This window comes from Caulobacter segnis (assembly GCF_023935105.1).
In the GTDB taxonomy this organism is placed as follows: Bacteria; Pseudomonadota; Alphaproteobacteria; order Caulobacterales; family Caulobacteraceae; genus Caulobacter; species Caulobacter segnis_B.
Window position 1 is genome coordinate 1909575 of sequence record NZ_CP096040.1, and the last position, 12675, is coordinate 1922249.

Sequence of the window (12675 nt, forward strand, 5' to 3'; positions counted from 1 at the left end):
GGTTGGGCGAACGAACATGGCGGACGAATTCGACGATCAGGAAGCGATGGCCCAGTGGGCCTCGCAGAATCCCCCCGGCACCTTCGAGGGCGGCGGCGAGGGCGGCAATGAGTTCGGCGATTTTTCCGGCGGCATGGGCGGCTGGGACGACGGCGGCGGTGAGGGCGGCTCCGAGCGCATCCTGAACCAGGACGAGATCGACAGCCTGCTGGGCTTCGATCTCTCGGGCGACGGCGGCGAGGATCGCACGGGCATCCGCGCCATTATCAACTCGGCGCTGGTCTCGTACGAGCGCCTGCCGATGCTGGAAATCGTCTTCGACCGCCTGGTGCGGTTGATGACGACGTCCCTGCGGAACTTCACGTCGGACAACGTCGAGGTCAGCCTCGACAACATCAGCTCGATCCGCTTCGGCGACTATCTGAACTCGATCCCGCTTCCGGCCATCCTGGCGGTGTTCCGGGCCGAGGAGCTGGACAACTACGGCCTGCTGACGGTCGACTCGAACCTGATCTATTCGATCGTCGACGTGCTGCTGGGCGGCCGTCGCGGCACGGCGGCGATGCGCATCGAGGGCCGGCCCTACACGACCATCGAACGCGTGCTGGTGCAGCGGATGATCGAGGTCGTGCTGCACGACCTGAAGAGCGCTTTCGAGCCCCTGCATCCGGTCAGCTTCTCGCTGGACCGCCTGGAGACCAACCCACGCTTCGCCGCCATCGCCCGGCCGGCCAACGCGGCCATCCTGGTCAAGCTGCGCATCGACATGGAAGACCGCGGCGGCCGCATCGAGCTGCTACTGCCCTACGCCACGCTGGAACCCATCCGGAAGATGCTGCTGCAGCAGTTCATGGGTGAGAAGTTCGGCCGCGACAACATCTGGGAAGGCCACTTGGCCACCGAGCTGTGGACCACCCAGATGGAGGTCCGCGCGGTCCTGGACGAGCAGCAGGTGCCGCTGTCGCGCGTGCTGAACATGCAGGTCGGCGACACCCTGATGCTGAACGCCACGCCCGACAGCCTGGTCGAGCTGCGCGCCGGGGCCATTCCGCTGACGCGCGGCCGCATGGGCCGTCGCAACCATTCCATCGCCGTGCGGGCCGAGGCGCCGCTGACCCCCGCCGCCAAGAAGGCCGTGCAGAAGCTGAAATGAGCCTCGTCGCCTTCGCCATGAACGGGTTCCTCGCGGTGCTGCTGATTGCGGCGCTGGCCTTCGGCTGGCGTCTCGAGCGCCGCCTGAAGGCCCTGCGCGACAGCCATGAGGGCTTCGCCAAGGCCGTGGCGGAACTGGACCAGGCGGCCGCCCGCGCCGAGCAGGGCCTGGCCGATCTGCGCGCGGCCACCGACGAGGCGGCCGACACCCTGGCGGTGCGCATCGAGCGGGCTCAGGCCTTGGCGGCCCAGTTGGACGAGCGGATCAACGGTCCGCTGCCCAAGGCTCGCCCTGACCGCGTCGAACGCGAGGAGCGACCGCCGCTGGCGCGGAGCGAACCCAAGCCCGCGCCGCAGGCCGACCGCCGACTGAAGGCCGAGGATTTCGAGCGTCTTCTGGATCGCGAGGATCGCCTTCCGCCGACCGCCCGCCTCACCCTGGGAGCGCCCAGCGCCGCCCGCGAAACCCCGCGTTCACGGGCGCGGATCGATGATGACCTCTTCGACGGGCCGGGCGACAGCTCGCGTCCAGGAAGCAACCCCCGAGTTCCCCGCCGATGAAGAACGTTCCGCGCATCCTCCCCCTGGTCGGCCTCGCCGTCGGCGGCGTGCTGGCGATCAACGCCGTGGCCGGCGCCAAGTCGCTGCCGGACCTGCTGGGCGGGGCCAAGGCCTTCGCCGAGGGCGTCGCCAAGCCGGAAGGCAAGAAGGGCGGCGAGCAAGCGGCTTCCGCGGACGCCGCGGGCCAGCCCGCCGCCGCCAACGCTCCGCCGCCGCGCGTCTGCGCCCCTTCGGCCGACGCCCTGGCCAAGGAAGCCGGCCTGTCGCCCGCCGAGCTGCGGATCCTGCAAAGCCTGGGCGCCCGTCGCGGCCAGCTGGACCAGCGCGAGCAGGACATCGACGTCCAGCTGCAGCTGCTGGCCGCCGCCGAGGCCAAGCTGGACGCCAAGATGAAGGCCCTGACCGGCCTGAAGGGCGACATCCAGGGCCTGCTGGGCCAGGTCGACGCCCAGAAGCAGGCCGAGGTCGATCGCCTGGTCACGGTCTACGCCGGCATGAAGCCCAAGGACGCCGCCGCCCGCATGACCCTGCTGTCGGACGAGGTCCGCCTGCCGATCGCCGCCAAGATGAAGGAACGCACCCTGGCGATGATCCTGTCCAACATGGCCCCCGGCGAAGCCAAGATCCTGACCGAGCGCCTGGCCTCGCGCCTGACCAACCCGGCCGTGGAGAAGGGCAAGGCCGCGATCGCCGAAAACGCCGCGGCCGCGCCGGGCGCCGCGCCGGCCCAGCAGGCCGACGCTGGCCTGGCCGGCAGCGCTCCTGCCAAGGCCGCTCCCAAGAAGGCTGGTTAAGGGAGGCCCATGACCCTTCGCCAGCTCCTGCGCTCCAGCGTCGCGGCCGCGTGCATCGCGGCCACGCTGGCGCCGTCCGGCTACGCAGCCCCGCCGCGCGTCGCGGCGCGGGGTGTGCTGGATGTGCGCGTCGCGCAGGCGGCGGACTTCTCGCGCATCGAGTTCCACTGGTCCGGCGGCGCGCGCATGGTCTCGCACCGCGAGGGCCAGACCCTGGTCCTGCGCTTCAGCCGCGACGCCAATCCCGATCTCTCGACGCTCAAGATCGCGCCGCCGCGCTGGGTGAAGTCGTCCGAGGCTCGCCACGTCAACGGCGTGCTCGAACTGGTCCTGAACCTGACCGACGACGCCGACGCGCGCCTCGGCAACGCCGACGGCGTCGACTTCGTCAACATCTTCGCCCGTCCGGGCGCGCCGCCGGCCAGCCAGACCGCGGCGTCCGCCGCGCCGGTCGGCCGGCCCAACCCCATGCCCGCCGGCGGCGTGGTCAAGGTCGAGTTCGCGCGCCAGGATCAGCAGGTCACGCTGAGCTTCGACTGGGCCGCCCCGGCGGGCGCGGCCGTGTTCCGGCGCGGTGAGGCGGTGTGGATCGTGTTCGACACGCCCGCGCGCCTCGACATCGGCAAGCTGCCGGCGTCCAGTATCCGCTATTCCAAGATCCAGGCCTTCAGGGGGCCAGACTATACCGCGCTGCGTATCGTCGCCCAGGCGGGCGCGCCGTACGTGGCGGTGGGGCAGGGCGGCCTGTGGAAGATCAGCCTGGGCCCCGGCTCGCAGGAAAGCCCCGACGTCATCAAGGTGGCGCGCGACGAGAGCGTCCAGCCCGCCACGCTGTCGGCTGCCGTCTCGGGCGTGACCAAGGCGGTCTGGGTCGCCGACCCGGCCGTCGGCGACAAGATGATCGTCGCCCCGGCCTTGGCCCCGTCTAAGGGCCTGCCGTCGCGCCGGGACTATGTCGAGATGGCGCTGCTGCAGTCGGTGCAGGGCCTGGCGATCGAGACCTATGCTTCCGACCTGCTGGTGCAGGCCGACGGCGATCTTCTGCGCATCGGTCGGCCCAAGGGTCTGGCCCTGTCGCCGATCTCGGCCTCGACGCCGCCGGAGGAAGCCGCCGCCGGCGCGCCCCAGCCGATGTCGATGCCGGCCCTGATCGACCTGGACAACTGGCCCAAGACCGGTTCGGGCGGCTTCCTGGCCCGCTACAACGCCTTGCAGAACGCCATCGCCGCCGCGCCGGAAGGCGACGGCAAGGACAGTGACGCCGGCGCGCGCATGGCCTTGGCCCGCTTCCTGGTCGGCTCGCAGATGTCGTTCGAGGCGATCGGCGTGCTCAACGCGGCCGGCCGCAAGCATCAGCCCCTGCTGGGCGACGCCGAGTTCCGCGGCCTGCGCGGCGTGGCCAAGGTCCAGGCCGGCCGCCTAACCGAGGCCGACGCAGACTTTTCCTCTCCGGTCCTGTCCGACGACCCGTCCAGCGCCCTGTGGCGCGGCTATATCTCGGCCAAGCAGGGCCAGTGGGCCGACGCGCGCACCAAATTCGTCGGCGGCGGCCGGGCGCTGGATCTGTTCCCGCCGATCTGGCGCGCCCGCTTCCTGCACGCCGAGGCGCAGGCGGCTCTGGGCGTGGGCGACCTGACCGGCGCCATGCAGTTCGTGACCAAGGCCCTGGCCCAGCCCGCTGTCCCGGTCGAGGACCAGCTGGACATCCGCCTGACCCAAGCCCGGATCTTCGAGGCCAAGGGTGAGAAGGTCCGCGCCCGTCACATGTTCGAAGCCATCGCCAAGGCGCCGATCGATCGGATCGCCACGCCGGCCATGCTACACGCGACCCAGCTGGGCTACGCCAAGGGCCAGATCAACGCCGCCAAGACCGCCGAGGTCCTGAACCAGTTGCGCTATCGCTGGCGGGGCGACGGCGTCGAGCTGGAGGTGATCCGGGCGCTGGGCAAGCTCTATATCGACCAGGGCCGCTATCGCGAGGCGCTGGAAGTGCTGCGCTCGGCCGGTCGTCAGCTGCCGGACCGTCCCGAGGCGGTGGCGCTGCAGAACGACCTGTCCAACACCTTCCGCCAGCTGTTCCTACAAGGCTTGGCCGACGGCATGCAGCCGATCCAGGCCGTGGGTCTGTTCTATGACTTCCAGGACCTGACCCCGATCGGCGCCGACGGCGACCAGATGGTCCGCAACCTGGTGCGCCGCCTGGTCGACGTCGACCTGCTGGACGACGCGGCCAAGCTGCTGAAATATCAGGTCGACAACCGCCTGAACGGCGTGCCCAAGGCCCAGGTCGCCACCGACCTGGCCTGGATCTACCTGATGAACAAGAAGCCGGAGGATGCTCTGGCCGCGATCAACGACACGCGCACCACTATCCTGCCGCCAGCCCTGAACGCCGAGCGTCGCCTGGCCACGGCCCGCGCCCTGATGAACCTGGGTCGCTACGACGACGCCCAGGAACTGATCGAGAAGGACAACAGCCGCGACGGCCAGGAGATCCGCGCCGAGATCGCCTGGAAGCAGCACACCTGGCCGACGGCCGGGGCGCTGTACGAGCGCGCTCTGGGCGACCGCTTCAAGGCCCCGGGCGCCCTGGCGCCGGGAGACGAGGCGCGTCTGCTGCGCGCGGCCGTCGCCTACAGCCTGGCCGACGACGACAAGTCCCTGGCCCGTCTGCGCCAGCGCTGGTCCGGCTTCATCGACACCGCCGGCAATCCCGACGGCCTGCGCGTGGCGCTGCAGGGCCTGAGCGTGGAAGCGTTGTCGGCCTCCGACTTCAGCCGGGTCACCGCCGACAACGAGGCCTTCAATGGCTGGATCGGCCGGATGAAGGACAAGTTCCGCACCGGCCAGCCCGCCGGCTCACCCGCTCGGGCGGGGAAGTAGGGCAGGGATTTTCCGCCTACGGTCGTTTTCGCTGAACGTGAAGGCATGACCGGCCTCGAAGCGCTCCAGCGTCGCGGAAAAATACCCGCCTAAACCCGATTGGTCTTATGGCGGGCTCTAGACGTTTAGCCTAGTTAGGGCGCGTCCTCCGTCCCACATGGCGGGAGGATCGGGAGCCGCTTGCCTTTCTGCCGCAGGCATGTCATGACAACGTTGTCATAGGGTGGACGACATTGGTGAAGAAAAAAGACGACGGCGAGAATGGCCGCGAGGTCATGGTGCTGCTTGGCGGCGCGGGTGACCTGGCTCTGCGAATGCTTCTGCCTTCGCTATACTTCCTGGAACTTGATCGTCTTCTGCCGCACGATCTGCGGATCATTGGCGTGGCCCGCGCGGATCATGACGCGGCCAGCTACAAGGCGTTGGTCCGCGAACAACTCGGCAAGCGCGCGACGGTGGAGGAGGCGGTCTGGAACCGTCTGGCCGACCGCCTCGACTACGTGCCGGCCGACATCACCAAGGACAGCGACACCCAGAAGCTCGCCGAGCGCATCGGCCAGCACGGCGATCTGGTCATCTTCTTCTCGCTCTCGCCCAGCCTGTACGGCCCGGCCTGCCAGGCGCTGCAATCGGCCGGCCTGACCGGACCCAAGACCCGCCTGATCCTGGAAAAGCCCCTGGGTCGCGACCTGGAGAGCTCCAAGGTCACCAATGCCGCGGTCGCCGCCGTGGTCGACGAAAGCCAGGTCTTCCGGATCGACCACTATCTGGGCAAGGAGACGGTCCAGAACCTGACCGCCCTGCGCTTCGCCAACGTGCTGTTCGAGCCCCTGTGGGACCGCAACACGATCGACCACGTGCAGATCACCATCGCCGAGACCGAGAAGGTCGGCGACCGCTGGCCCTATTACGACGAATACGGCGCGCTGCGGGACATGGTTCAGAACCATATGCTGCAACTGCTGTGCCTGGTCGCCATGGAGGCGCCGTCGGGCTTCGATCCCGACGCGGTCCGCGACGAGAAGGTCAAGGTGCTGCGGTCCTTGCGCCCCTTCACCAAGGAGAGCGTGGCCCACGACACCGTGCGCGGCCAGTACGTGGCCGGCGTGGTTGAGGGCGGGGCGCGGCCGGGCTATGTCGAGGAAGTCGGCAAGCCCACCAAGACCGAGACCTTCGTGGCCATGAAGGTGGCGATCGACAATTGGCGCTGGGACGGCGTGCCGTTCTTCCTGCGCACGGGCAAGAACCTGCCGGACCGCCGCACCCAGATCGTCGTCCAGTTCAAGCCGCTGCCGCACAACATCTTCGGTCCCGCGACCGACGGCGAGCTGTGCGCCAACCGCCTGGTCATCGACCTGCAGCCGGACGAAGACATCTCGCTGACGATCATGAACAAGCGTCCGGGCCTGTCGGAAGAGGGGATGCGGCTGCAGTCGCTGCCACTGTCGCTGTCGTTCGGCCAGAGCGGGGGCCGCCGCCGGATCGCCTATGAGAAGCTGTTCCTGGACGCCTTCCGCGGCGACCGCACCCTGTTCGTGCGCCGCGACGAGGTCGAGCAGGCCTGGCGGTTCATCGATGGCGTCTCGGCCGCTTGGGCCGAGGCCGGCATCGAGCCCGCGCCCTATGCGGCTGGCACCTGGGGACCGCAGTCGTCGCAGGGCCTGATCTCGCCCGGCGGCAGGTCCTGGAAGGCCTGACGATGGCCAAACTGGAAGCCTTCGGCTCGCGCGAAGCCCTCTATGACGCCGCCGCCTCGATCCTGGTCGGGGCGCTGACCACGGCCGTGGCGACCCACGGCAAGGCGGGCTTCGCCGCGACGGGCGGCTCGACTCCGGCCCCGGTCTACGATCGCATGGCCGGCATGACCGCGCCCTGGGACAAGATCACGGTCACCCTGACCGACGAGCGCTTCGTCCCGCCGTCCGATCCCAGCAGCAACGAAGGCCTGGTCCGTCGTCACCTGCTGACGGACCAGGCGCAGAAGGCCGCGTTCGCGCCGCTGTTCATCGACGGCGTCAGCCACGAGGAAAGCGCCTATCTGGCTCAGGAAGGCGTTGACGCCGCCGCGCCGTTCGGCGTGGTGCTGCTGGGCGTGGGGCCCGATGGCCACTTCGCCTCGCTGTTCCCGGGCAATCCGGTGCTGGCGCGAGGCCTGGATCCGCGCTCCGAGCGCTCGGTCCTCGCCGTGCCGCCTGGGGATCCGGCGCCGGATATTCCGCGCCTGACCCTGACCCTGGCCGCCCTGACCCGCACCGATTTGATCGTGCTGCTGGTGACCGGAGCGGCCAAGAAAGCGTTGTTGGAAGGCGACGTCGATCCGGCCCTGCCGGTCGCCGCCATTCTGAAGCAGGACCGCGCCAAGGTCCGCATCCTCTGGGCGGAGTAGATCGCCATGAGCCTGAACCCGGTCATCGCCGAAGTCACCGCCCGCATCGTGGCGCGCAGCAAGGACAGCCGCGCCGCCTATCTGGCCAACATGGAACACGCGATCCAGAGTCAGCCCGGCCGCGCCAAGCTGTCCTGCGCCAACTGGGCCCACGCCTTCGCCGCCTCTCCGGGCGTCGACAAGGTGCGCGCCCTGGATCCGAACGCGCCGAACATCGGCATCGTCTCGGCCTATAACGACATGCTGTCGGCCCACCAGCCGCTGGAGGAATATCCGGCGCTGATCAAGGCCGCCGCGCGCGAGGTTGGGGCCACCGCCCAGTTTGCCGGCGGCGTGCCGGCCATGTGCGATGGCGTCACCCAGGGCCGTCCGGGCATGGAGCTGTCGCTGTTCTCGCGCGACGTCATCGCCATGGCCACCGCCGTCGCCCTGACCCACGACGCGTTCGACTCGGCCCTCTATCTGGGCGTCTGCGACAAGATTGTCCCGGGCCTGGTGATCGGCGCCCTGACCTTCAGCCACCTGCCGGCGCTGTTCGTGCCCGCCGGCCCGATGACCTCGGGTCTGCCCAACAGCGAGAAGGCCCGCATCCGCGCCCTCTATGCCGAAGGCAAGGTCGGCCGCGCCGAACTGCTGGAGGCCGAGAGCGCCAGCTATCACGGTCCTGGCACCTGCACCTTCTACGGCACGGCCAACACCAATCAGATGCTGATGGAGCTGATGGGCTTCCATCTGCCCGGCTCGGCCTTCGTGCACCCCAACACGCCGCTGCGCGAGGCCCTGGTCAAGGAAGCCGCGCGCCGCGCCGCCGCCGTCACCAACAAGGGCAACGAATTCATCCCGGTCGGCCGGATGATCGACGAGAAGTCGATCGTCAACGGCGTGGTCGGCCTGATGGCCACCGGCGGCTCGACCAATCTGGCCCTGCACATCATCGCCATGGCGCACGCGGCCGGCGTCCAGCTGACGCTGGAGGACTTGGACGACATCTCCAAGGCCACGCCGCTGCTGGCCCGCGTCTATCCGAACGGTTCGGCCGACGTGAACCACTTCCAGGCCGCTGGTGGCATGGCCTTCGTGATCCGCGAGCTGTTGAAGGCTGGCCTGGTCCACGACGATGTCCAGACCATCGCCGGCCCCGGCCTGTCGCTGTACGCCCAGGAGCCGCACCTCGAGGACGGCGTCCTGAAGTGGCGCGAGGGGACGAGCGAGAGCCTGGACACCGCCATCGTGCGTCCGGTCTCCGATCCGTTCAGCAAGGAGGGCGGCCTGCGCCTCCTGCGCGGCAATCTGGGCCGCGGCGTCATGAAGATCTCGGCCGTGAAGCCTGAGCACCACGTGATCACCGCCCCGGCGGCGGTGTTCCAGGAGCAGGAAGACTTCATCGCGGCCTTCAAGCGTGGCGAGCTGGATCGTGACGTGGTCGTGGTCGTCCGCTTCCAGGGCCCGTCGGCCAACGGCATGCCCGAGTTGCACAATCTGTCGCCGTCGATCTCGGTGCTGCTGGACCGTGGCTACAAGGTCGCCCTGGTCACCGACGGCCGCATGTCGGGCGCCTCGGGCAAGACTCCCGCCGCGATCCACGTGACGCCCGAAGCCGCCAAGGGCGGACCTCTGGCCTATGTCCAGGACGGCGACGTCATCACGGTCAACGCCGAAACCGGCGAACTTAAAATCCTGGTGGACGAGGCGGCGCTGCTGGCTCGCACGCCAGCGAACGTCCCGGCGTCCAAGCCGGGCTTCGGCAGGGAATTGTTCGGATGGATGCGGCAAGGGGTCGGCGCCGCCGACGCCGGCGCGTCCGTCTTTGCTTGAGGAAGCACCAGGTCATGGATGGCAATCATAGCGGGGGGCTCGGCCTCGTCGGCGACATCGGGGGCACCAACGCCCGCTTCGCCCTGGTCGAATTCGACGGTCAGGATCCGCGCCTGATCGAACCCACCGCCTATAAGGGCGAGGACTACGGCACGGCCGAGGACGCCATTGAGGCCTATCTGCACAAGGTCGGGGTCAAGCATCCCGATCAGGCGGTGGTGGCGGTGGCCGGTCCGATCGACCACGGCCAAGTCCACATGACCAACCTGGATTGGCGAATTTCCGAGGACGGCCTGCGTCGCGCCGGCGGCTTTCGGAACGCCAAGCTGATCAACGACTTCACCGCCCAGGCCCTGGCCGCGCCGCGCCTGAGCCCCAAGGACCTGCGCCAGATCGGCCCGCTGCCGACCTCGGGCGAAGGGGACCTGGCCATTCTCGGCCCGGGCACCGGCTTCGGCGTCGCCGGCCTAGTGCGGCGTCACGGCCAGGAGATCCCGCTGGCCACCGAGGGCGGCCACGTGGCCTTCGCGCCACTGGACGAGGTCGAGATCGAGGTGCTTCGTCTGCTGACCAAGCAGCTGGACGGTGGCCGCGTCTCGGTCGAGCGCATCCTGTCGGGCCCTGGCATGGAAGACCTGCACGTCGCCCTGGCTCAGGCCGAGGGCCGCAAGGTCGACGCCTTGCTCGCCAAGCAGATCACCGAACGCGCCGTCGAGGGCTGCGCCGACAGCCTGGCCACGGTCAATCGCTTCTGCGCGGTGCTGGGCTCGACGGCGGGCGACATCGCCCTGACCCTGGGCGCGCGCGGCGGCGTCTTCATCGCCGGTGGCATCGCCCCCCGGATCATCGACATCCTGGAGAAGAGCCCGTTCCGCGAACGCTTCGACGCCAAGGGGCGTCTGTCGGGCTTCACCAAGGACATTCCGACCCACGTCATCCTGCACCCGCACACGGCACTGATCGGCGCGGCCGTGGCGTTGACGCCGGAGGGCCGGGCGGCGGTGTCCTGAGCCGGTCGGTTCAGTTACCCGCTTTCTGCATCTCCATCGTCTTTTTCGCGATGAGCCGTAGGCATTGCGCGGCGCCGAGGCCGAGCGGCTTTTCACGACCGGCCGCCTGGCGCTTGGCGAAATAGGGGTCCACCAGTTCCTGGACGTCGGGAGCGAACAGGTATGGCTGATGCAGGGGCGCCAATGCCGAATGGACCTGCGCGCGCGCGAGCCGCGTTTCGCAGGCCCCGACGGTCCGAGCCAGCTCGCCGCCGCCCAGGATGAATGGCGTCTGCCACCCCGCGCGCCCCTTGGGTTCTAGCAGGCTGTCGACATAGCGCCGAACGACGGTCGGGATGCTGCCCAGAGGCGGCGTCATCAGGGTCGAACCGACGGGGTCATCGACGGCGCGGCGGCACTTGGTCGCCAGCTCCTCCACCGCGTCGTTCAGAGCGCGGTCGGCGCTTTGTTCGTCGAGATGCGCCATGGCGGCGTCCATCTTCTCTCGCATCGCCCGGTCTTCAGTGGTCTTGGCGGCGGCGACGGCGGCCATGGCGTCGCGGGCCGAGACGCCCACGCGATCGCCGTAGCGGCTCACTTCCTCGTCGAAGGCCCGCGGATCGCGGAGACCGTAGCCGAGAACCGCGCACGACGGCGCGTCGCCGGCGAAGCGGCCCAGGACGTCGAGGCGGCCCATGATCTCGGACGGTATCTGCGCGGACTGCGCCAGGGCCGCCGCCGGCGCGAGCCCGAACAGGCCGGCGATCACCGGTGCGAACACTGCTGAAACTTTCACGGCCAAGCCCTCTCCATCAACCGCGGCGGATACCAGCCGGCTGGCTTTGTCTAATTTGAGGCAAGAGGAGAGGGCTCGCCATGACAAGGTTGTCATGGCTTAGTATTCGCCACACCGAACGAATCGGGGCGGCGAGGGACGGAATTGAGCGCCAAGATCACGATCCACGACGTGGCGCGCGAAAGCGGCGTCTCGATCAAGACCGTTTCGCGGGTCCTCAACCGTGAGCCCAACGTCAAGGCCGACACCCGCGACCGGGTGCAGGCCGCCGTGGCCGCGCTGAACTACCGACCGAACATCTCGGCCCGCAGCCTGGCGGGCTCGAAGGCCTATCTGATCGGCGTCTTCTTCGACAACCCCAGCCCCGGCTACGTCACCGACGTGCAGCTGGGCGCGATCGCGCGGTGCCGTCAGGAGGGCTACCACCTGATCGTCGAGCCGATCGACTCCACGACCGACGTCGAGGACCAGGTCGCGCCGATGCTGGCCACCCTGCGCATGGATGGCGTGATCCTGACCCCGCCGCTCAGCGACCACCCCGTGGTCCTGGCCGCGCTGGAGCGGGAAGGGGTGCCCTATGTGCGTATCGCGCCGGGCGGCGACGTGGATCGCGCGCCGTGGGTCAGCATGGACGACCGGCTGGCGGCCTATGAGATGACCCGGCACCTGATCGACCTGGGCCATCGGGACATCGGCTTCATCATCGGTCACCCGGATCACGGCGCCTCGCACCGTCGCCACGCGGGCTTCGTCGACGCCATGCGCGACGCGGGCCTGGTCGTGCGCGAAAATCGGGTCGAGCAGGGATTCTTCTCGTTCCGCTCGGGCTTCGAGGCGGCCGAGAAGCTGCTGGGCGGCGCCGACCGTCCGACGGCTATCTTCGCCTCCAACGACGACATGGCGCTGGGCGTCATGGCCGTCGCCAACCGACTGCGTCTGGACGTGCCAGCCCAGCTGTCGGTTGCCGGCTTCGACGACACGCCGGGGGCCAAGATCACCTGGCCGCAGCTGACCACCGTGCGTCAGCCGATTCACGCCATGGCCGGCGCCGCCGCCGACATGCTGATGAATGGGGTCGAGCGGGCGGAGGGGGCGCCGCCGCCCTCCCGTCTGCTGGATTTCGAGCTGATCGTCCGGGAATCCACGGGAAAAGCGCCGCGTTAGACGCGGATTTGCCGAGCGTCACGAATGTTACCGTAATCAAATGGACTTGACAGCGCTGTCCAATCGACGTGAGATTACGGTGATCAAGACGGTCGCCCACGGTAAAGGCGGCGTCAGGAGGAAACGCCATGACCT

General features: G+C 69.0%; 10 protein-coding genes. 9 read left to right on the forward strand and 1 reads right to left on the reverse strand.

Annotated features, from left to right (window positions below; genetic code table 11):
- Positions 1 to 16: 16 nt before the first annotated feature.
- From fliM to glk, 8 genes are all read left to right on the forward strand, one after another.
- Positions 17 to 1153, forward strand: a complete 1137-nt coding sequence (gene fliM / locus MZV50_RS09345) for a flagellar motor switch protein FliM (RefSeq protein ID WP_252634171.1) — start codon at positions 17 to 19, stop codon at positions 1151 to 1153.
- Complete coding sequence (locus tag MZV50_RS09350; protein WP_252634173.1) at positions 1150 to 1713, forward strand: DUF6468 domain-containing protein; 564 nt, start codon at positions 1150 to 1152, stop codon at positions 1711 to 1713. Before fliM ends, MZV50_RS09350 begins: the two co-directional genes overlap by 4 nt.
- Entirely contained in the window at positions 1710 to 2507 is a 798-nt protein-coding gene (locus MZV50_RS09355; RefSeq protein ID WP_252634174.1) for a MotE family protein, read from the forward strand. The genes MZV50_RS09350 and MZV50_RS09355 overlap by 4 nt, the downstream gene beginning before the upstream one ends.
- 9 nt (positions 2508 to 2516) lie before the next feature.
- Positions 2517 to 5390 carry a tetratricopeptide repeat protein gene (locus MZV50_RS09360; protein WP_252634176.1) on the forward strand — a complete coding sequence of 958 codons (2874 nt, stop codon included), beginning with the start codon at positions 2517 to 2519 and terminating at the stop codon, positions 5388 to 5390.
- A gap of 233 nt (positions 5391 to 5623) precedes the next feature.
- Positions 5624 to 7087, forward strand: a complete 1464-nt coding sequence (gene zwf, locus MZV50_RS09365; RefSeq protein ID WP_289781913.1) for a glucose-6-phosphate dehydrogenase — start codon at positions 5624 to 5626, stop codon at positions 7085 to 7087.
- Positions 7088 to 7089: 2 nt separating this feature from the next.
- Entirely contained in the window at positions 7090 to 7776 is a 687-nt protein-coding gene (gene pgl, locus MZV50_RS09370; protein ID WP_252634178.1) for a 6-phosphogluconolactonase, read from the forward strand.
- Positions 7777 to 7782: 6 nt separating this feature from the next.
- Positions 7783 to 9591 (forward strand): phosphogluconate dehydratase, encoded by a 1809-nt coding sequence (gene edd, locus MZV50_RS09375; RefSeq protein WP_252634179.1) that lies wholly within the window; start codon positions 7783 to 7785, stop codon positions 9589 to 9591.
- 14 nt (positions 9592 to 9605) lie between these two features.
- Complete coding sequence (glk, locus tag MZV50_RS09380; RefSeq protein ID WP_252634181.1) at positions 9606 to 10601, forward strand: glucokinase; 996 nt, start codon at positions 9606 to 9608, stop codon at positions 10599 to 10601.
- A 10-nt stretch (positions 10602 to 10611) separates the two neighbouring features.
- Here the strand turns inward: glk and MZV50_RS09385 are convergent, their stop codons facing one another.
- Entirely contained in the window at positions 10612 to 11382 is a 771-nt protein-coding gene (locus tag MZV50_RS09385) for a hypothetical protein (RefSeq protein WP_252634183.1), read from the reverse strand.
- A 138-nt stretch (positions 11383 to 11520) separates the two neighbouring features.
- On the opposite strand from MZV50_RS09385, the gene MZV50_RS09390 reads away from it, so the two are divergent.
- Positions 11521 to 12540 (forward strand): LacI family DNA-binding transcriptional regulator, encoded by a 1020-nt coding sequence (locus tag MZV50_RS09390; RefSeq protein WP_252634184.1) that lies wholly within the window; start codon positions 11521 to 11523, stop codon positions 12538 to 12540.
- Positions 12541 to 12675 lie beyond the last annotated feature (135 nt).

Excerpts from the sequence above, each read along its gene's own strand:
- MZV50_RS09350 (WP_252634173.1), top strand. The coding sequence starts at position 1,150 with ATGAGCCTCGTCGCCTTCGCCATGAACGGGTTCCTCGCGGTGCTGCTG.
- pgl (WP_252634178.1), top strand. The coding sequence starts at position 7,090 with ATGGCCAAACTGGAAGCCTTCGGCTCGCGCGAAGCCCTCTATGACGCC.
- edd (WP_252634179.1), top strand. The coding sequence starts at position 7,783 with ATGAGCCTGAACCCGGTCATCGCCGAAGTCACCGCCCGCATCGTGGCG.
- fliM (WP_252634171.1), top strand. The coding sequence starts at position 17 with ATGGCGGACGAATTCGACGATCAGGAAGCGATGGCCCAGTGGGCCTCG.
- MZV50_RS09355 (WP_252634174.1), top strand. The coding sequence starts at position 1,710 with ATGAAGAACGTTCCGCGCATCCTCCCCCTGGTCGGCCTCGCCGTCGGC.
- MZV50_RS09360 (WP_252634176.1), top strand. The coding sequence starts at position 2,517 with ATGACCCTTCGCCAGCTCCTGCGCTCCAGCGTCGCGGCCGCGTGCATC.
- glk (WP_252634181.1), top strand. The coding sequence starts at position 9,606 with ATGGATGGCAATCATAGCGGGGGGCTCGGCCTCGTCGGCGACATCGGG.